This window comes from Rheinheimera tangshanensis (assembly GCF_014645135.1).
Taxonomy (GTDB): domain Bacteria; phylum Pseudomonadota; class Gammaproteobacteria; order Enterobacterales; family Alteromonadaceae; genus Pararheinheimera; species Pararheinheimera tangshanensis.
Genome location: NZ_BMLH01000003.1, coordinates 34,882 through 54,085, shown reverse-complemented (window position 1 = coordinate 54,085; position 19,204 = coordinate 34,882). Strand labels below are relative to the sequence as shown.

The 19,204-nt window shown below is 45.8% G+C and carries 19 protein-coding genes; 6 read left to right on the top strand and 13 right to left on the bottom strand.

Going from position 1 to position 19,204, the window contains the following annotated elements; translation table 11 throughout:
* Window positions 1-46: 46 nt before the first annotated feature.
* The 13 genes from ybgF to IEW88_RS07410 all read right to left on the bottom strand — a co-directional run bounded on the left by ybgF (window position 47) and on the right by IEW88_RS07410 (window position 14,005).
* Window positions 47-910: a tol-pal system protein YbgF gene (ybgF, locus tag IEW88_RS07470; RefSeq protein WP_053423721.1), complete on the bottom strand. Its 864-nt coding sequence runs from the start codon at window positions 908-910 to the stop codon at window positions 47-49.
* Between the two features lie 21 nt (window positions 911-931).
* Window positions 932-1,438 carry a peptidoglycan-associated lipoprotein Pal gene (gene pal / locus IEW88_RS07465; protein ID WP_046520642.1) on the bottom strand — a complete coding sequence of 169 codons (507 nt, stop codon included), beginning with the start codon at window positions 1,436-1,438 and terminating at the stop codon, window positions 932-934.
* A 42-nt stretch (window positions 1,439-1,480) separates the two neighbouring features.
* On the bottom strand, window positions 1,481-2,830 hold the full coding sequence (tolB, locus tag IEW88_RS07460; RefSeq protein ID WP_147903876.1) for a Tol-Pal system beta propeller repeat protein TolB: 1,350 nt from the start codon (window positions 2,828-2,830) through the stop codon (window positions 1,481-1,483).
* 4 nt (window positions 2,831-2,834) lie between these two features.
* Complete coding sequence (gene tolA / locus IEW88_RS07455) at window positions 2,835-3,740, bottom strand: cell envelope integrity protein TolA (protein ID WP_185148571.1); 906 nt, start codon at window positions 3,738-3,740, stop codon at window positions 2,835-2,837.
* A 1-nt stretch (window position 3,741) separates the two neighbouring features.
* Window positions 3,742-4,173, bottom strand: coding sequence for a protein TolR (gene tolR / locus IEW88_RS07450; RefSeq protein WP_147903878.1), 432 nt, complete (start codon window positions 4,171-4,173; stop codon window positions 3,742-3,744).
* The gene (gene tolQ, locus IEW88_RS07445) at window positions 4,173-4,856 is read right to left on the bottom strand and encodes a protein TolQ (RefSeq protein ID WP_053423725.1); all 684 of its coding nucleotides are present in this window, start codon (window positions 4,854-4,856) and stop codon (window positions 4,173-4,175) included. Before tolQ ends, tolR begins: the two co-directional genes overlap by 1 nt.
* Complete coding sequence (ybgC, locus tag IEW88_RS07440; RefSeq protein WP_147903879.1) at window positions 4,831-5,256, bottom strand: tol-pal system-associated acyl-CoA thioesterase; 426 nt, start codon at window positions 5,254-5,256, stop codon at window positions 4,831-4,833. Before ybgC ends, tolQ begins: the two co-directional genes overlap by 26 nt.
* A gap of 978 nt (window positions 5,257-6,234) precedes the next feature.
* A complete protein-coding gene (ruvB, locus tag IEW88_RS07435) occupies window positions 6,235-7,245 on the bottom strand; it encodes a Holliday junction branch migration DNA helicase RuvB (protein WP_053423726.1) in 1,011 nt (336 codons plus the stop codon).
* Window positions 7,246-7,257: 12 nt separating this feature from the next.
* Window positions 7,258-7,881, bottom strand: coding sequence for a Holliday junction branch migration protein RuvA (gene ruvA / locus IEW88_RS07430; protein ID WP_127024496.1), 624 nt, complete (start codon window positions 7,879-7,881; stop codon window positions 7,258-7,260).
* A 26-nt stretch (window positions 7,882-7,907) separates the two neighbouring features.
* Entirely contained in the window at window positions 7,908-8,429 is a 522-nt protein-coding gene (gene ruvC / locus IEW88_RS07425) for a crossover junction endodeoxyribonuclease RuvC (protein WP_053423728.1), read from the bottom strand.
* A complete protein-coding gene (locus IEW88_RS07420) occupies window positions 8,429-9,169 on the bottom strand; it encodes a YebC/PmpR family DNA-binding transcriptional regulator (protein WP_053423788.1) in 741 nt (246 codons plus the stop codon). Before IEW88_RS07420 ends, ruvC begins: the two co-directional genes overlap by 1 nt.
* A gap of 100 nt (window positions 9,170-9,269) precedes the next feature.
* On the bottom strand, window positions 9,270-11,045 hold the full coding sequence (gene aspS / locus IEW88_RS07415; RefSeq protein WP_147903880.1) for an aspartate--tRNA ligase: 1,776 nt from the start codon (window positions 11,043-11,045) through the stop codon (window positions 9,270-9,272).
* A 140-nt stretch (window positions 11,046-11,185) separates the two neighbouring features.
* Complete coding sequence (locus tag IEW88_RS07410; RefSeq protein WP_147903881.1) at window positions 11,186-14,005, bottom strand: transporter substrate-binding domain-containing protein; 2,820 nt, start codon at window positions 14,003-14,005, stop codon at window positions 11,186-11,188.
* An 81-nt stretch (window positions 14,006-14,086) separates the two neighbouring features.
* Between IEW88_RS07410 and IEW88_RS07405 the strand changes: the two genes are divergently transcribed.
* From IEW88_RS07405 to purM, 6 genes are all read left to right on the top strand, one after another.
* Entirely contained in the window at window positions 14,087-14,926 is an 840-nt protein-coding gene (locus IEW88_RS07405) for a DUF72 domain-containing protein (protein WP_147903882.1), read from the top strand.
* A gap of 64 nt (window positions 14,927-14,990) precedes the next feature.
* Window positions 14,991-15,731, top strand: a complete 741-nt coding sequence (gene cmoA / locus IEW88_RS07400) for a carboxy-S-adenosyl-L-methionine synthase CmoA (protein WP_147903883.1) — start codon at window positions 14,991-14,993, stop codon at window positions 15,729-15,731.
* Window positions 15,728-16,693, top strand: coding sequence for a tRNA 5-methoxyuridine(34)/uridine 5-oxyacetic acid(34) synthase CmoB (cmoB, locus tag IEW88_RS07395; RefSeq protein ID WP_147903884.1), 966 nt, complete (start codon window positions 15,728-15,730; stop codon window positions 16,691-16,693). The genes cmoA and cmoB overlap by 4 nt, the downstream gene beginning before the upstream one ends.
* A gap of 15 nt (window positions 16,694-16,708) precedes the next feature.
* Window positions 16,709-17,599 (top strand): LysR family transcriptional regulator, encoded by an 891-nt coding sequence (locus IEW88_RS07390; RefSeq protein WP_053423733.1) that lies wholly within the window; start codon window positions 16,709-16,711, stop codon window positions 17,597-17,599.
* Between the two features lie 15 nt (window positions 17,600-17,614).
* A complete protein-coding gene (locus tag IEW88_RS07385; RefSeq protein ID WP_053423734.1) occupies window positions 17,615-18,022 on the top strand; it encodes a hypothetical protein in 408 nt (135 codons plus the stop codon).
* 131 nt (window positions 18,023-18,153) lie between these two features.
* Complete coding sequence (gene purM / locus IEW88_RS07380) at window positions 18,154-19,197, top strand: phosphoribosylformylglycinamidine cyclo-ligase (RefSeq protein ID WP_147903885.1); 1,044 nt, start codon at window positions 18,154-18,156, stop codon at window positions 19,195-19,197.
* Window positions 19,198-19,204 lie beyond the last annotated feature (7 nt).

The following is a 19,204-nucleotide window of genomic DNA, read 5'->3' as shown; positions in this document are numbered from 1 at the left end:
AAACCCCGGCATCTGGCCAGGGCTTATATTCATCACAACAGCTTGATTACAGAGTCTCTAACTTCGCCTTCGCCGCTTTTGCAGGTTTAGACTGTGGGTACTTGCTAACTAAAAGCTGATAAAACTGCTTGGCTGCAGCTGTATCCCCCTCGCGTTCTGACAATTGGCCCAATTTAGACAAAGAATCTGCAGCTTTTGCTGACTGTGGATATTGAGCTACTACACGCTCAAACTGCGCTTTGGCTTTCAACAGTTCATTTTTAGTAAAAAACAACTGGCCTAACCAATAGTAGGAGTTTGGTGCATAGCTGGAATCCGGGTAAGTACGGACGAAATTTTCAAACGCAGGGATAGCTGCATCATAGGCGCGATCTTTTAGCACCAGATTCACCGCACTCTCATAAGCATCACTTTCCGACGGGCTCGAAGAAGCTACTGTATCGTCTGCATCAGCGGTCGGTCCAGCAGTCTGAGACTCACCACCATTAACTACGGCGGCAGGATTGCCCACAGGCGCTTGTTCAGCTGGAGTTGCTGGTGTGCTTGGTTGTGTCGGAGTGGCGGAAGTTGAACCTGAAGCGGCACCAGTGCCCATTCTCCGATCAATTTCCTGATAAATATTGCGTTGTTGCTGCAATATTTCTTCTAATTTGTAGGAATGCATCTCAGTGATGCCACGCAATTCAGACACTTCGTCTAATAAAGCGGACACTTGCTGTTGCATAGCAACCTGAGCATTAGCTCTGGCCTCAACAATACGTTCCAATGCAGCTATACGGTCAGCCGTGGATGCGTATTTTGGAGTCTGGATAGCGCCACCGCCAGCGCGGGACAGATCGGCTACAGGAGCCGGATCTGCCCACGAGGCAATGCTGATAACAGAAAGCGCAGTAACTAAAGATTTTTTCACTGCTTTGCTTCGTATCAGTTATTAGTAAACTAAAACAGCGCGACGGTTCTTAGAGAAAGCGCTCTCGTCGTTACCTTCAACAGCTGGTTTCTCTTCGCCGTAGCTAACTACTGACATTTGGCCAGCAGCAACGCCCAGGTTTGCTAAGTATTGAGTCACAGCTTGACCGCGACGTTCGCCTAACGCGATGTTGTACTCTGGAGTACCACGAGCATCAGTGTGACCTTCAACAGTTACAGTGATGTTAGTGCGAGCGCGTAAGAAAGCAGCGTGAGCTTCCAGCACAGAAGCGAATTCTGAACGGATAGCTGACTGGTCGAAGTCGAAGTAAATAGTGTTGTCTTGACGCAGAGCTTCTAATTGCTGACGCAGCAATTCTTCAGCTGACAGGCCTTGTTCAACTACTTGGTTAGTGTTTGCACCAGTGTTTGCATCAGTAGCAGCTACTTCATCAGTTGAGCTACAAGCAGCTAAAGTTAACACTGGCACTGCAACTAACAAGCCTTTTAAAACTTTGTTTAAGTTCATAATTGTTGTCCTTAGTAAATCAATTAACCAAATTTTCGTTTTTTATAAAAATGGTGACCAAGCCGGAGATTTGACTCTGCCGTTTGCCGCCGGTAACCGTGCTTTAAAGCGCCCATCCATGGATACCAGTGCCAGTACTTGTGACGAACCGTACAAAGTACTATAAATTATCATTGAGCCATTCGGCGCAATGCTTGGTGACTCGTCCAGATAAGTGCGAGTCAACACCTGCATATAGCGACTCTCAACGTCCATGCGGGCGATATTATACTGGCCATTTGTTCTGTTGACCATAACAATACCACTTCCATCTGGTGTATAAGAGGCAGCTAGATTCATTTCCCCCTCAAATGTTACCCTTTCAGTAACACCTGAAGCTATATTTACGCTATAAATTTGTGGATTACCACCACGTTCTGAACTAAAAATCAGCTTAGAACCATCCGGAGACCAGTTCGGTTCCGTATCAATACGTCTATGATTCGTCAGTTTTGTCAGTGCTTTAGTCGCAATGTCCATCACATAAACTTCAGCATTACCATCTTTTGATAACACCATAGCCATTTTACGACCATCAGGCGACCATTTCGGTGCACCGTTAATTCCTTTGAAACTGGTCAATATACTGCGACGGCCAGTGTAAATATCTTGAATATAAATTTGTGACTGGCGTTTCTCGAAAGTCACATAAGCTAGTTTAGTACCATCAGGTGACCAGGCTGGCGACATCAACGGCTCTTTCGCTCTTAATAACACCTGCTCATTTTCACCGTCGTAATCAGCTACAACTAGTTGATATTTAAAGTCAGCTTTGTCGCGTACTAACACATAGGCTATTTTAGTTAAAAAAGCACCACGTTCACCAGTTAATTTTTCATACACTATATCACTAATACGATGCGCATATTGTCTAAACTGATCACCGCTAATGGTTGTCTCGCGTGCATCAAGAATATGAGTCAGGCCTGTGGTCAGTTGACCACCGATAATTGCCGACGATGAACCACCGCCTGAAGCGCCTTTAAAGACGTCGACTAACTCGAAACGTACTGCATATCTGTTAACACCAACCTCACGGATAGTGCCTGTTACCACAGCTTCAACACCCTGTTTCATCCAGCGCTGGTAATCAATTTCTTTGCTATTGGTGGGCTGCTGTGGCATCCGCGTAACAGCGATAGGATTGAATTTACCGCTGCGCATTAAATCTGCAGACACAATATCAGCAATACGTTGATTTGGAAGCGTATTTCCTTCAAATTTAAATGGCACTATGGCTACAGGACGCGCACTGTCTACGCCATCAGTGATGACAATTTCTAAACTGGCATACGATTTTGCACTTAGCACCAGGGCAAACGCCACCAGGCTTTTTCCTATCAACTTCAGCATATTGTTATCTCAGTTCCGGTCTCAAAATTGTTGTTAAATCCTTCAATGCATCATAAACATCAGGGTCTGGCGACATAGGGAAGTTCCCTGCCTTTTGTATTGCACGCATTGCCGATTCACAAAGCGCTCGGTCTCCGCCCAATATCGAACTGGAGGTGACAAAACCATTGCTGGCCAAACGAATATTCACCCGGCACTCTTTGCCACGCATTGTATCGTCTACAAACCAATTCTGTTGGATTTTTGCAATAATCATCGCCAGGTAGCGTTGTTTTTCGGTCAGGATCTGACCGGCTTTCGCTGCTCGGCGTGCTTCTGCTTCCTCTTCCAACTGCTCAGCTAACATTTCTTCTGCAGCTTCGCGTTCACGTTTCTCTTGTTCTGCTTTGGCTTTTTCTGCTTTTTCTTTAGCAGCTTTCTCTTTAGCGGCTTTTTCTTTCGCTAGTTTTTCTTTTTTCTTTTTCTCTATTTCTTGCTGCTTTTTCTTTTCATCTTCTTTCTTTTTCTTTTCGGCAGCCAGCTTTTGTTGTTTCTCTTTTTCTACAGCCTGTTTTTTCTTTTCTTCAGCCGCTTTCTTTTCAGCTATCTCGGCTTCTTTTTTCTCTTGTTCCTGCTTTTTCAAACGCTGCTCTTCGAGACGCTTTTCACGTTCTTGCTGCTGTTTCTTTTTCTCTAAATCTTTCTTACGTTTTTCTTCGTCTTTCTTTTTCTGCTGATTTTTCTCTTTCAGCTCATCAAATTGAGACTGATCGACTGTAGTGGCATTCAAGGGCGCACTTAAATCCCCCGGCATAGGCACTACTAAAATCTCTTCATTTTTGAAGAAATTAAAATTAACAAATAACAACACCGCTACAAGAAGGTGCAGAGCACCCGAGATGATCAGCGACTTCTTAAACGCTGGTTCCATCTCAGTTTTGCTCCACATCGTCAGTCATTAAGCCAACAGAAGGGGCTCCAGCATCTTTCAGCAGATTTAATAACTGGATAATAGCAGCGTAATTCACACGACCATCACCCTTGATAATAACTTGCGTGCCAGGTTCTAACTGCAGAGTACCAGCCACCTCAATCTGCATTTCCTGAGCATTAAAAGGGCCTTTATTAACGCCATCTTTCTCAAAATAATACAGACCGCCTTCGTCTACTGTCGCCACTAGCGGCGTTTTACCATCTTTCATCTGCTCTATAGGCTCGGCATCTGATTTGGGTAATTCGACTTTGACGCCTTGTGTGATGATCGGCGTGGTCACCATAAAGATAATCAACAATACCAGCATCACGTCTATATAAGGAACGACGTTGATCTCTGCCACCATACGGCGTTTTTTACGAACGTACATTAGTTGTTTTCTCCGCTCGCCATCGCCTGACGGTGCAGAATGTTGGCAAACTCTTCAACAAAGTTGGCATAGGCGCTTTCCAGCATCTCCACTTTATGAGAGAACTTGTTGTAAGCAATAACTGCCGGAATAGCTGCAAATAAACCTATAGCTGTCGCAATCAGCGCTTCGGCTATACCCGGAGCCACCATAGCTAAGGTTGCTTGTTGCACGGCCCCCAAAGCGATGAACGAATTCATAATACCCCAGACGGTGCCAAACAAACCTATATAAGGGCTGATAGAACCAACTGTCGCTAAAAAAGGCAGATGAGTTTCTAAACGCTCCACTTCTCGTGACAAACCTACTCGCATAGCTCGCTGAGTACCTTCCATCACAGCGCCAGCCTGACGACTGGTCTTGTGCAGACGGGCAAACTCTTTAAAACCCGCTTTAAACAGCGCCTCAACACCTGTTACCGTCACTTTGGCACTGACTTCGTTGTAGAGCTTGGACAAGTCAATCCCAGACCAGAACTTGTCTTCAAACTGTTTGGTCTCTTCCACGGCTGCACCGAGTGCTTTATTGCGTTGAATGATCATGGCCCACGACATCACAGACATGCTCAGTAACATCAGCATAACCAGCTGCACAACCACACTAGCGTGAAGAATTAAATCAAGAACTGATAGTCCGCCTGTCACCTGATAACACCCCTAAAACATCGCGAGGTATTGCACTCGCTTTCATTAATGATAGTTTTACGCAAGCAATACTAACCTGCGCTGAACAAAGCAATTCCGTATCTGCGTTGTAGATTTCTTGCCAAAAAACCAAGCTGGCCTTTTTCAGCTGCCTAATCTCGCTTTTCACCGACAAGAGTTGATTAAACCTTGCTGGCTTGTGGTTTTCCATCTGAACACTTTTCACCATAAAGCCAATATCCTGACTCAATAATAAATCCTGTTCTATACCTAAACTTCGTAACCACTCTGTTCTGGCTCTTTCAAAGAATTTCAAATAGTTAGCATAATATACTACGCCACCGGCGTCGGTGTCTTCGTAATATACCCGGACTGGAAATTCAAAGCCTTGCAGCATCATACTCGTTTGTCATCCAAATTGGCCGCTATGATATTGGAGCCCACAGCCGAACTCAACAGGGCGAGCCTTGTGGACGTTAAAAATATTTTGATTTTATGACATTCTGACGACTATCTAGGGCTATGGGTCAAAAATTCCTGAAAAGTTTCCTCTTCACGACAAAAGGGGAAAAAATAGCGACTAATGACCATTTTTCTCAGTCACATTAAATTTGTTCAAAAAATAGTAATTTGTAATTAAAGCAGACGATGTTCAGCTTCCCTTAATTTTCAAGGCTTACCGCCAGACAAAAACCAAAATAAGATTAAAATTCGTACAAAACAGATATTTATTCAGATTAGAAAAGGTAATGTGAAATCTCAATTTTTCTAGTTTGAAGTAATTGCACTAACTCCCTAAAATGCCCCCGTGTTCTGAGCTAGCGCAAAAGTAGTGGTCCTAGTGGCCCAACTTTAGTGATGAATACTGGTGATGTGATTGTCTGATTGAAGATAATTATGTTGCTTCTCAACATGTTCCCTGGATTTTGAAGATTTACTTCAACTTGTTGCATTCGCCCGCTAATTTAGCGGGCTTTTTTTTACATTTTGCTTTCCTGCAAAATGCCCGGTCGGGCCACCGTCGCTTCGCTCCCGTGTTAAAAATCGCTCCATACGATTTTTTTGCCTTCACCCATGACCCCATCCGGCCAGTGGACAGAGCCACTGGCGCTCAGCCGTGCATTGCCAAACTGTTGGCAATGCTAATTCCGGCTTCGCCCTTCGGGCCATCGTCGTTACACTCCGATGTTCAAAAAACAGCAGGATAGCTGTTTTTCACAGCTTAAGCTGCCGATGGCGAACATCATGGACGATGTGAGTGAAATTCGTTCCTGACGAATTTACTCGGGCTATCCTTGCCCTCGCCTTATCAGGCCAGCTGAAGCTGTTCAAAATCGCTCCCGGCGATTTTGTGTGTCTAATGAGAAGGAATACTTACTTAATTCGATTCTGGTAAATCAAAACCAAAGTGTTTGTAGGCGGCTGGAGAGACGATACGGCCTCGTGGTGTGCGCTGGATAAAACCTTGCTGAATTAAAAAAGGCTCGATCACATCTTCAATGGTTTCTTTTTCTTCGCCTATGGCTGCTGCCAGGTTATCCAGACCTACAGGGCCGCCGCCAAACTTTTCGATAATGCTCAGCATTAGCTTACGATCCATATAGTCAAAACCACTGGCGTCTACGTCCACCATATGCAAAGCCGCTGAGGCAATATCCACCGGCACCAGACCACTGGATTTGACCTGAGCATAATCTCTGACTCTTCGCAGCAGACGATTGGCAATACGAGGAGTGCCTCGGGAGCGACGGGCTATCTCAGTGGCTGCAGGTAACTCCAGTTCTAAATTCAGATAATGCGCTGAGCGTAAAATAATTTGCGCCAGCTCATCGACCTTATAAAACTCCAGCCGCTGCACTATGCCAAACCTGTCACGCAGAGGTGAGGTTAAAGCCCCAGCTCTGGTGGTGGCACCTATTAAGGTAAAAGGCGGTAATTCAAGTTTAATAGAACGGGCCGCAGGCCCCTCGCCTATCATAATATCCAGCTGATAGTCTTCCATCGCCGGATACAATATCTCTTCCACTACAGGGCTTAAGCGGTGAATTTCATCGATAAAAAGCACATCGTTGGGTTCGAGGTTGGTTAGGAGCGCTGCTAAATCACCAGCTTTCTCCAGCACAGGGCCTGAGGTGTTTTTAATATTCACCCCCATTTCATTCGCCACCACCATAGCAAGGGTAGTTTTTCCCAAACCAGGAGGACCAAAAATCAATAAATGATCCAAAGGCTCGCCACGACCACGGGCTGCTTCGATAAAAATCGCCATTTGTTCTTTAACATGGGACTGCCCGGTATAATCAGCCAAGGATTTAGGCCGGATGGCGCGGTCAATCAGCTCGTCTTCGCGACTGGCTTTGGTATCGATCAGACGATCGGCTTCTATCATGACAATTCCTGCTTAAATCATACTGCGCAGCGCGAGTTTAATCAGCTGCTCGCTGCTCATATCGGCCTGCTTAATTTTTTGTACCGCTTTGCTGGCTTGTAGTTGACTATAACCCAAAGCTACCAATGCGCTGATCGCATCCTGCTCAGCGCTTTCTACCAGCTCAAACGAATCGACTTCATCGCCGGCCAGCACTAAATGGTCGGTGACTGGAGTGCTGATATTCAGCCCCCAGTCTTTTAAGCGGTCACGCATTTCAATCAGTAAACGTTCGGCGGTTTTTTTGCCTACACCGGGCAATTTCACCAGGGTGCTGATATCGTCATGCTGCACACAGCGGACAAACTGCTGGGCTGAAAGGCCAGACAAGATAGTAAGAGCTAACTTAGGCCCTATACCATTGGCTTTGATCAGTTGACGAAAGAGCGCTCGCTCCGTGCTGGTATGAAAACCGTAGAGCAGTTGCGCATCTTCGCGCACCACAAAGTGGGTATAAATGACAGCTTCTTTGCCCACTTCAGGCAGTTTGTAGAAACTGGTCAGTGGTAGCTGCACTTCGTAGCCCACACCTGCCACATCAATCAATAAATCCGGCGCCTGCTTTTCTAAAATAACACCACGTAATAATCCAATCACAGTTAAAAGCTCCGGTCTTCAATAAATTAGCGCAATCGACCACGTACTGTTTTGGTGGCCTGCCCCGCCATATGCAATAAACTTTGGTGAGTATGCCCGTGACACATAGCCACGGCAAGGGCGTCGGCAGCGTCCGCTTGCGGATTGCCTGGCAATTTTAATAAGGTACGGATCATATGCTGCACCTGAGCTTTATCCGCAGCTCCAGTGCCCACCACTGCTTGTTTCACCTGACGGGCTGAGTATTCAAACACCTCAAGGCCAGCATTTTTTGCTGCTACTATAGCAGCCCCCCGGGCTTGTCCGAGCTTTAAAGCTGAGTCTGGGTTACGCGCCATGAAGACTTGTTCTATCGCAAAGACATCCGGCTGGGTTTGCTGAATGATTTCGCTGACGCCATCAAAAATTTGTTTTAAGCGATCAGGTATATCATTGAGCGTCAATCGAATACAGCCACTGGCAATGTATTCGAATTTCTGTCCTGTTTGGCGCACCACCCCGTAACCTGTTAAACGGCTGCCGGGGTCAATACCAAGGATAATAGCCATTAAGGCACTAACGCCATCACGTCATCCGCAATGTCAGCATTGTGGTAGACGTTTTGCACATCGTCGAAGTCTTCCAGCATATCGATGAGTTTAAAAAATTTCACTACATGCTCTGCATCTACTTCAGCTTTCACCGAAGGCACCATAGTAATTTCAGCATCATCTGCCACCAACTTAGCAGTCTCTAAGGCTTCACGTACGTCATTGAAACTGTCCGGACTGGTAATGACTTCAAGACTGCCATCCTCATGACTGACCACATCTTCTGCACCAGCTTCTAAGGCTATGTCCAGCACCTGATCTTCTGATAAACCTGGCGCAAAGGAGATGATACCTTTTTTACTGAATAGATAGCTGACCGAACCTGCAGTACCCATATTGCCGTATTTGGTAAAAGCACTGCGTACATCAGCGACGGTACGTTTATGGTTGTCGGTTAGGGTTTCTACCACAATAGCGACACCACAAGGGCCGTATCCTTCATACACCAGCTCTTCATAATTGCTACCGTCCTGCTCACCAGCACCACGTTTAATTGCTCTGTCTATCGCATCGCGGGTCATGTTATTCAAAAGCGCTTTGGCAACGGCAGTACGTAGACGTGGATTAGCATCGACGTCAGGACTGATGCGGGCTGACACCGTCAGCTCACGAATCAATTTAGTGAAAATTTTGACCCGCTTGGCATCCTGACGAGCTTTGCGGTGCTTCATGTTAGCCCATTTACTATGACCAGCCATCAGCATCAAACTCCATTGTAATTATAAAACTGAAGCGGCCTTAGCCGCTTCAACATAGGTCTTCAAAAGCGCGCAATAAAAAGTTGCGGCATTTTATCAGTTATTGTTTTTTTACCACTTGAATACCCAGCTCGGCCAGTTGTGCCGGATTAGCTTCGCCTGGTGCGTCTGTCAGCGGACAAGCGGCAGTGGCAGTTTTTGGGAAAGCCATCACGTCACGAATTGAACTCGCGCCTGTCATTAACATCACCAGACGGTCTAAACCAAAAGCTAAACCTGCGTGCGGAGGTGCGCCATAACGTAAGGCTTCCAGTAAGAAACCAAATTTTTCAGCCGCTTCTTCATCACTGATGCCCAGCAACTGGAATACTTTGGCTTGTACGTCTGGTGTGTGAATACGCACAGAACCACCACCTAGCTCGGTGCCGTTGAGTACCATATCGTAGGCATTAGACAGCAGCGCTCTGTGATCCAGCTTGTCCATTTCCGTCGCCAGGAATTCGGCTGTGTCCAAAGGTGAAGTGAACGGATGATGCACGGCAGAGAAACTGCCATCATCGTTTTCTTCAAACATAGGGAAATCGACAACCCACAATGGTTTCCAGCCCTGTACTGTTAAGCCTAAATCTTCACCTAACTTCAGACGCAGAGCGCCCATAGCTTCGCAAACTACTTTGTAGCTGTCTGCGCCAAAGAAAATTAAATCACCAGTGGTCGCTTCAGTGCGGCTTAAAATTTCGCTGATAATTTCTGGCGTTAAAAACTTGGCTACAGGAGACTGAATACCTTCAGCACCAGCATTGATATCGTTCACTTTTAACCAGGCCAGACCTTTAGCGCCGTAAATGCCAACAAAAGCTGTGTAGTTGTCGATGTCTTTACGCGACACTTTTTCTGCAGCACCCGGCACTTTTAATGCCACTACTCGGCCTTTTTTATCATTGGCCGGGCCTGAGAATACTTTAAATTCGACGTCTTTTAACAGATCGGCAACATCAACAAACTGCATAGGGTTACGCAGGTCTGGTTTGTCTGAACCGTATAAACGCATCGCCTCGTTATACGTCATGCGTGGCATTTTGCCTAAATCGACATTCAACAGCTCAAGGAACATCTGATGCACCATCTGCTCCGTCACTTCCATCACTTGCTCTGAGGTCATGAACGAGGTTTCGATATCAATCTGAGTAAATTCCGGCTGGCGATCGGCGCGTAAATCTTCGTCACGGAAACATTTAACGATTTGATAGTAACGATCTAAACCCGCCATCATCAGCAATTGTTTAAACAACTGAGGTGATTGTGGCAATGCGAAAAACTGACCTTTGTGCGTCCGGCTTGGCACCAAATAGTCGCGCGCGCCTTCAGGAGTCGCTTTGGTCAGAATAGGAGTTTCCACATCTAAAAAGCCCTGACTATCCATAAAGTTACGGACAAAGCTGGTGACTTTAGCGCGAAATTTTAAGCGGTCGCTCATCAGAGGACGGCGTAAATCAATGTAACGGTATTTTAAGCGCTGCTCTTCGCTGTTGTTCTGGTTTGGATCCAGCGGGATAGGCGCTGATTTATTCAAAATGGTAAGGCTGGAGGCATAAACTTCCACTTCACCTGTAGCCATTTCGCTATTGACCTGAGAGTCAGGACGAGCACGCACAGTGCCTGTCAGTTGTACACAGTATTCATTACGTAAATCAGCAGCCTGAGTGAATAAGTCGGTTAAATCCGGATCAAAAAACACCTGAACCAGGCCTTCGCGGTCGCGCAGGTCAATAAAAATCAAACCACCTAAGTCACGGCGACGGTTGACCCAACCACACAATGACACCTGTTGACCAATGTTTTCTGCCTTTAATGAACCGCAATAATGGCTACGCATTAACTTATCCTTTCAGTCGAACTTTAATCTGCCTGCGAAAATGAGCGCTAATTATATAGAAAAGACGATTAATGTCACTGCCCTTAAAGCCTGTTAATCATTGGATTTCAATTTTAAATGTTCCGAACACTACTCAAGGGCTATCTGCTAAAGCGATATTGGCTTTTGCCTTGCTGCTTCACCTGATACATCAACTTGTCAGCGGATTTGAGCAAGCCAGTTGCATCTGTGCCATCATGCGGATAAATTGCAATCCCAATACTGGCACCTACACTCGCCTGACAAACAGATAAATTCAGCGGTTCCTGCAAGTAGAGTAAAATCTTTTCTGCCACAATAGCTGCATCGTCTTTGTCCACCAACCCAGTTAACAGAATGACAAACTCATCCCCACCAAAACGGGCAACGGTATCTGTTTTTCGTACACAGTGGCTTAAAATAGCTGACAATTTCACCAGCATTTCGTCCCCCACATCGTGACCGTATTGATCATTGACCTGTTTAAAGCCATCTAAATCTATAAACATCAAGGCCAGCATTTCATTATGACGGGCATGCTGATGCAAGGCAGTTTGCAGGCGCTCAATTAACAGACTGCGGTTCGGTAGCTGAGTTAAATCATCGTGGCCCACCATAAAACGCATTTTTTCTTCAACCTTACGGCGTAAATTTACCTCGCGACGTAATGAAAAGTTCCAAATCAAAAAACCTGTAATAACGACCAATGATAAACCTGCAATCTGCAACACCAGAATAAAAACACGACGTTGATCAAGCCCTTGCTTGATCTCCAGATTTAACCACTTGTCCAACAGGCTTTTTCGGTCAGCGTCATTGATGGTTTTAATACCTTTATTCAAAATCACCAATAGTTCAGGTAAGTCTTTGTGCACACCAAAATAAGAGGGGTAAACAGGTAAATCTGTTGGTACAAAAGCCCTTAAGTTGACATAACGAGGATCCCGCAGTGCAATGCCAGAAGACACGACAGTATCAAGTACAAAGTCAGCTTGCCCTGAGACGACCATGTCCAGCCCCTGATCTAAATTGTCCACTTCAATGATCTTATGCTGTGGGAAATCTTGTTTGAGCTGTTTCACGAACTGATACTCGCGCATAATAGCAATGCGCTGCGCTCGCATTTGTGCGACCTTATCATCAAATTGTGCATCATGTTTCCCCACCATAATCCATTGTAAAGTCCAATAGTCGGTGCTGAACGCGCTAAAGCTGCGTCGCTCAGGTACATCGGAAATATTTGCGACCATTTGCAATTTTCCAGCTTTAAAATCGTCCAGCAACAGCTCCCAATCACTGTAAGGTGTGGGGACAAACTGTGACTCCAGACGCTGATTTAGCAAATTCAGTACATCTGTCGTGATGCCCGCGGGTTCACCTTTTTCATTAACAAACTCTACAGGACGCCAGTTACTCATGACCCCAACCCGGATCTGCTGATGCTGATTAAGCCACTGCCGTTCGGCCTGAGTAAGTGGCACTTTGTCACGAAAAGTTTGAAAATATCCGCCCTCTTCCTTACCTAACCAACGTTTTTCAATCTCCACCATCTCATCCAGGCTAATTTGAGCAAATCCTCGCTGGATACTTTGATAAAGCGCTTGATCGTCAGGACGGATCAGAGAATACACAGCTGACTCATAACGAATGCCGGGAAGAAGCTTAAGACTCTGTAGGCTATTATTTTGTGCAAGACGTCTTTTAACTATCACATCCGAAGCCACAAAGCCTGTCAGCTGTTTTTTTAATACGGCTTCAATCATTTGCTCTACCGTATCAAAAACCTGAAGCTGGACAGTAGGTAATTGCTGCTGCAACTGCGCACGGAAATTTGCTGTATGTAACAACCCTATCGTCGCCTTGTTCAGTTGCTCTGGATCGGAAAGGTCAAACTGACTGTTATAAAATAAAGAGGAGTAAATATTATAAAGATGATAAGCAGGCTTTAAACCGGTGAATTTTTCTGCATTTTCTATCTGAGCCATTTGTACGTCAATACGACCTTTACGCAAATAAGCCAGAGAATCTTCTGATTGGTTGGGCACAAAACTAATAGCAACACCAGTTTTTTCTGACCACAAGCGCCATAAATCAACAAAAATCCCCTGCACATCACCTATGCTGCTAACGTCCATATAAGGTTGATTACCTATGGAAACGCCGATTAATAATGTATCAGGATTTGTGTCCACACTAAGCCACTTACGCTCTAACTGGTCTCTGAAGCTCACAGCCATCTGATCTGCGGCCTGCATCAACGCCTGTAATAGCTGCGGATGCTCTCGTCTGACTGCGAAAGTCAGCTCTATTTTGCGTATGGGGACCTTTTTATAGACAGGATAAAACGACATTAGCTCAGGATAATGGGCGTATCGGGGGGGTAAACGATCCAAACCGGTAAAAGCTTTGATCTCGCCTTTTAAAGCGGAATCGTACATTTGCGATACAGAAGCATATCGCTTAAGCACCAGATCAGATTGCCGCTCCTTCAGGCTGTCGATATGAGTGGAGCTCTCAACGACCCCCACCAAATGAGGTTTTAAATCCGCTAAATTATATACCCCGGCTAAGTCCCGATGTACAAAAACATTACTAAAAATATCCAGATAATTCTGACCTAATAAATACCGCTGCTCCCGCTCAGTCGTTCGCCCCAAACCACCATGTAAGTCGATATGCCCTGCATCCAGCATAGTCAGAGTCTCGGCCCAGTCGGCGGCAATAAACTCCACCTCTATGTCGTGTTGTCTGGCGATTTCTTGCCAGTAATCCACCACCAGACCTGCGGCTTGGCCTTTTTCGTCAACAAACATATAAGGATACGTATCGTTGGAGATCCCTATTTTAATTGATGCAGGAAGCGGGCTGGGCACGCCGGAACTCTGAGCCTGGGCGATACAGCCTGTAACTAAAATTAACAGCAGCAGAAACGTTTTAATCATGTTCAGGACAGAGATCTTTACCTTGGTTTAACAGCTTAAATGCAGCGATAATACGCCACTCATTTACAACGGAAATCATCGATGCTTTATCTTGGCTGCCCGGTCTGGGCTAACCCTCAGTGGAAAAACCTGATATTTAACAGCAAACTGGAACCGTCTGACTTTCTAGCTAACTATAGTAGGTATTTCAATTCTGTAGAGGGCAATACCAGCTTTTATGCCGATCCTTCTCCACAGACAGTGACACGCTGGGCGGAGCAAAGCAGCGAACATTTCCGTTTCACTTTAAAAGTACCTAAGCGTTTAAGCCACCAATTTCAGCAGTTTCAGGCTGAGGAGTTACAACACTGGCTAGATTTAATAGCACCTTTGGCCGATAAATTAGCCTTGGTTCATTTGCAACTGCCCGCTTTTTTTTCACCAGAGCATTTGAGCTGGTTAAAACAAATGCTGAACCAAATGTGTTCATCCTTTGCTGTCGCTGTTGAAGTACGTCATCCGGTATTTTTCGACAAAGCGGAACATGAAATCACACTCAACCGGCTGCTAAGGGATTTTGCAGCGGAGAGGGTTATTTTTGACAGCAGAGCCTTGTTTTCAGTGCCCGCGACAACACCGGCATTAGTGGACGCACAACGTAAAAAACCTTATTTGCCTGTACATGCAGTGGCACTCACCAACAGCCCTCTGCTACGTTTTGTCGGAACTGATGATATGGCAGTGAATCAGCATTATTATCAGCCCTGGCTGGGTAAAGTGCGGCAGTGGCTGGATGAAGGTAAAACACCTTTTTGTTTTTTCCATAGTCCGGATAATTTAACAGCCCCGGTATTAGCACGGCAGTTTGTAATGGATTTGGGTATTGATCACCCCATACTGGCTCCCTGGCCGCAGGATCAAACTCAACTCAGCTTGCTTTGATTTCGTCTTAAAGTCGAAATACGTTAAACTATCCGCCAATTACAGCTATGAAGTTGTTCCATTGATGCAAAAAGATCATATTTACGCTGACCCTCTGGGCCATATTCAGGATTTTTGTTTTGACTCCGCCGTGGTCGATGTCTTTCCGGACATGATCCAACGCTCTGTGCCTGGCTATCAAACGATCATTCAGACCATAGGTAAACTGACCAGCCGTTTTCAGCAAGCTGACAGCAATTATTACGATTTGGGCTGCTCTTTAGGCGCCGCCAGTTTAGCCATGCGCCGTCAAATTACAGAGCCAGGTTGCCAATTGATTGGTGTCGATAATAGTACCGCTATGGTCGAACGCTGCACCCGTCATTTACAGGCCTTTCGCTCTGATGTACCAGCTACCGTATTACTGGCCGACATCCGTGATATTCCTATGGAAAACGCTGCGATGGTGGTCAGTAATTTCACGTTGCAGTTTCTGGCTAAAGAAGACAGAGCCCGCCTGATTGAACGTATTTATAAAGCGCTTAAACCCGGTGGTATTTTTGTATTGTCGGAGAAAATTATCGAACCCGATGCCACAACTCATGAATTGCTGATTGATTTACACCATGACTTCAAACGCGCCAACGGCTACAGCGAACTGGAAATTAGCCAAAAACGCACAGCCCTTGAAAATGTGATGCGTCCTGACAGTCTGGCCGAACACAAAGCCCGGCTGTCCGCCGCAGGTTTTGAACATATCAGCCTGTGGTTCCAATGTTTTAACTTTTGCTCTATGGTGGCAATTAAAGCCGAGGCAAAGCGATGAGCCGTTTTCAGATTTTTTATCAGCAAATAGCAGGCAATAAACTACTGCACTGGCTGGAGACCCTGCCCGCTCAATTAAAAAGCTGGGAGCAAGAGGCTTTGCATGGCGACTTTAAGCACTGGCAAAAAGTACTGGATCACTTGCCTGTTGCAGCCAAAAGCTGTGTCGAATTAAAAACTAAAGTCGAATTTGGTCTAGCCGAAGATTTAAGCGAAGGCCAAAGACAACGGCTTGAGGTGTTGTTACGCCAGTTGATGCCATGGCGCAAAGGCCCGTTTACCCTGCATGGGTTAACCATAGATACCGAATGGCGCTCCGACTGGAAATGGGACAGAGTGTTGCCTCATATCAGCCCGCTGCAACACAGAACAGTGCTGGATGTCGGCTGTGGCAGTGGCTATCACTTATGGCGCATGAAAGGTGAAGGCGCCGAATTTGTCGTAGGCATAGACCCTTCGCAGCTGTTTTATTGCCAGTTTGAAGCTATTAAACATTTTAATCCTGATCCAACAGTGCATTTATTGCCGGTCGGTATAGATGATATGCCAGAGCTAAAAGCCTTTGATACGGTATTTTCAATGGGCGTGTTGTATCACCGCCGCTCCCCAATCGACTTTTTAGCGCAGCTGAAGCAGCAACTGCGTCCGGGTGGCGAACTTGTGCTGGAGACACTAGTCATTGAAGGCGATGATCAGGCCGTCTTAGTGCCCACAGACCGCTACGCTAAAATGCGTAATGTCTGGTTTATCCCAAGCACAGCAGCTTTATTACTTTGGTTACAGCGGGTTGGCTTTAAAGACGCCAAAGTAGTGGATTTATCAGTGACCAGTCTGGATGAACAACGTAAAACCGGCTGGATGGAAAATGAAAGTCTGATTGATTTTCTTGACCCAACTGATCATAGTAAAACCATTGAGGGTTATCCGGCACCGCTGCGCGCTGTGATAGTAGCTCAGGCCTGAACCTAAGGACTTTTGATGCCGTACCGCCCTAAATCGACCATGGAACAATGGCGCATACTGCAAGCTGTGGTAGATGCGGGAGGCTACGCGCAAGCGGCTGATCTACTTAATAAAAGTCAGTCATCACTCAATCACGCCGTGGCTAAACTGCAGTATCAGCTCGGTGTAGAGCTATTGGAAGTCAAAGGCCGTAAAGCCTTTTTAACTCCGGCAGGCGAAGTGATGTTACGCCGTTCCCGCCTGTTAACTCAGCAGATTGAAGATTTGGAGCTCTTGGCCTCAAATATCAATGTGGGTTGGGAGCCGGAAATTCGCATTGCGGTTGAACTGGTGTATCCCAAACAAATCTTGTACCGCGCTTTAGCTAAATTTCATCCGATTTCCCGTGGTAGTCGCATTCAGATTATTGATACTGTAATCACAGGCTCCACTGAAATGATACTGGAGCATAAAGCGGACTTAGTTATTGCCGCTTCTCCCAGTGTACCTAAGGGCTATATTGGCGAACCTTTGACCGTGATTCAGATGGTTCCTGTGGTAGGCAAAGACCATCTGTTGGCTCAGCTGCCAGAACTCGATTTAAATGAACTCAGCCAGCATTTGCAAATCGTAATCCGTGATACAGCCAGCAAACCAAAAGACGTAGGCTGGTTGCGGGCAGAACAACGCTGGACAGTGAATAATTTTTTTGAAGCTGTCGATATTCTGAAAAACGGCATTGGTTTTTGCTGGTTGCCAGAGCATTTAATTGATGGCTTACTCAAGCAAGGTATTTTAGTCAGGCTTGCTATTACGCAAAGTTCAGCCCGCATCGTGCCTTTAGCCTTAGTGACACCTAAAGAAGAAACATTAGGACCCGGCAGCCGTCAATTGCGTGAGCTGCTGTTAGCCGAACATAAAGTTTAATAGCTGGGGATATATATGAATAAGCAAGAATTAACTGAATTAATGAAAGCCACAGCACAGGATGCCGTTGTCTATGCGGCAGAGGAGCATCAGGTGCTGCTGGATTTTAGTCTTGACAGCTTAGTCAAAGTGGATGAAATACTGAGCGAGCTGTATTTACGTCAGCAAGAACAGCGTCATGCCGACGATTTGTTGTTTACCCTATCCAACGTATTTGGTGCCTATACAGGTGAAGTATTTATTCATCATGTCGGTGGTGAGTGGTATCACGATCAGTCAACACCAGATGCGCCTTATATTTGTGTGCACCATAACGGCAAAGAGTTCCCGTTTGCCTCTTTGGTTTATCATCAGATTGCCAAAACTCCAAATGCTAGTTTACGCAATTATGTGGCTCAAGCTATGAGCAATGCGATGCAATAAACTGCGAGGTTATAAGACACTAGCGAGCATTCGAAAATGCACAGCAGTTAATTCTTTTGTCTGACGGCGTTACAAGGTAAAATGCCGCCAATTTTTTTGGACCTTCACTTTTTAGCCATTTGGGGATTGCCGTGAGCGAGCAAAAAACGTCGTTAAGTTACAAAGACGCTGGTGTGGATATTGATGCCGGTGAGGCCTTGGTTGACCGTATTAAAGGTGCGGTAAAACGCACAACCCGTAAAGAAGTGATGGGCGGTTTAGGCGGCTTTGGTGCTTTGTGTCAAATCCCAGCTGGCTATAAAGAGCCGGTTCTCGTATCAGGCACTGACGGTGTAGGTACTAAACTGCGTCTGGCGATGGATTTAAAACGCCATGACAGCGTAGGTATCGACTTAGTGGCCATGTGTGTGAACGATATCGTCGTTTCAGGTGCAGAGCCGTTATTTTTCCTCGACTACTACGCCACAGGCAAGCTGGATGTCAATACCGCAGCTACTGTAGTGGAAGGTATTGCCAAAGGCTGTGAGCTGGCAGGTTGTGCTCTGGTCGGCGGAGAAACAGCTGAAATGCCAGGTATGTACCATGGCGAAGACTACGATATCGCAGGTTTTAGCGTTGGAGTGGTTGAAAAGTCTGAAATTATTGATGGCAGCAAAGTAAAAGCTGGCGATCAGTTAATTGCGCTTGCCGCTTCAGGTCCTCACTCCAACGGCTTTTCGTTAATTCGTAAAGTACTGGAAGTCAGTGGTCAGGATCCTCAGACTCTGCTGGAAGGCAAAACTATTGCCGATCATCTGTTAGAGCCGACCCGCATTTATGTGAAAAATTTACTGGCGTTGATTAAATCTATGCCTGTGCATGCCTTGTGTCATATCACTGGTGGTGGTTTCTGGGAAAATATTCCACGTGTACTGCCAGAGAATACTCAGGCAAAAATCATCGAAAGCAGCTGGCAGTGGCCTGCTATTTTCAGCTGGTTACAACAGCAAGGTAATGTAGAACGTCACGAAATGTACCGCACTTTTAACTGTGGTGTAGGTATGATAGTCGTAGTCCCTGCCACTCATTTAGATGCAGCTTTAGCTCAATTAAAAGCTGCTGGTGAAAACGCCTGGCATTTAGGTGAAATCAATCAGGTAGCAGCCGATCAGCCTCAAGTTGTGATCCAGGGCTAAATCCAGC

Coding starts and splice junctions, on each gene's coding strand:
- pal (WP_046520642.1), bottom strand. CDS start 1,438: ATGAACTTAAACAAAGTTTTAAAAGGCTTGTTAGTTGCAGTGCCAGTG.
- tolB (WP_147903876.1), bottom strand. CDS start 2,830: ATGCTGAAGTTGATAGGAAAAAGCCTGGTGGCGTTTGCCCTGGTGCTA.
- tolA (WP_185148571.1), bottom strand. CDS start 3,740: ATGGAACCAGCGTTTAAGAAGTCGCTGATCATCTCGGGTGCTCTGCAC.
- tolR (WP_147903878.1), bottom strand. CDS start 4,173: ATGTACGTTCGTAAAAAACGCCGTATGGTGGCAGAGATCAACGTCGTT.
- ybgC (WP_147903879.1), bottom strand. CDS start 5,256: ATGATGCTGCAAGGCTTTGAATTTCCAGTCCGGGTATATTACGAAGAC.
- ruvB (WP_053423726.1), bottom strand. CDS start 7,245: ATGATAGAAGCCGATCGTCTGATCGATACCAAAGCCAGTCGCGAAGAC.
- ruvC (WP_053423728.1), bottom strand. CDS start 8,429: ATGGCTATTATCCTTGGTATTGACCCCGGCAGCCGTTTAACAGGTTAC.
- IEW88_RS07420 (WP_053423788.1), bottom strand. CDS start 9,169: ATGGCTGGTCATAGTAAATGGGCTAACATGAAGCACCGCAAAGCTCGT.
- aspS (WP_147903880.1), bottom strand. CDS start 11,045: ATGCGTAGCCATTATTGCGGTTCATTAAAGGCAGAAAACATTGGTCAA.
- IEW88_RS07410 (WP_147903881.1), bottom strand. CDS start 14,005: ATGATTAAAACGTTTCTGCTGCTGTTAATTTTAGTTACAGGCTGTATC.
- IEW88_RS07405 (WP_147903882.1), top strand. CDS start 14,087: ATGCTTTATCTTGGCTGCCCGGTCTGGGCTAACCCTCAGTGGAAAAAC.
- cmoA (WP_147903883.1), top strand. CDS start 14,991: ATGCAAAAAGATCATATTTACGCTGACCCTCTGGGCCATATTCAGGAT.
- cmoB (WP_147903884.1), top strand. CDS start 15,728: ATGAGCCGTTTTCAGATTTTTTATCAGCAAATAGCAGGCAATAAACTA.
- IEW88_RS07390 (WP_053423733.1), top strand. CDS start 16,709: ATGCCGTACCGCCCTAAATCGACCATGGAACAATGGCGCATACTGCAA.
- IEW88_RS07385 (WP_053423734.1), top strand. CDS start 17,615: ATGAATAAGCAAGAATTAACTGAATTAATGAAAGCCACAGCACAGGAT.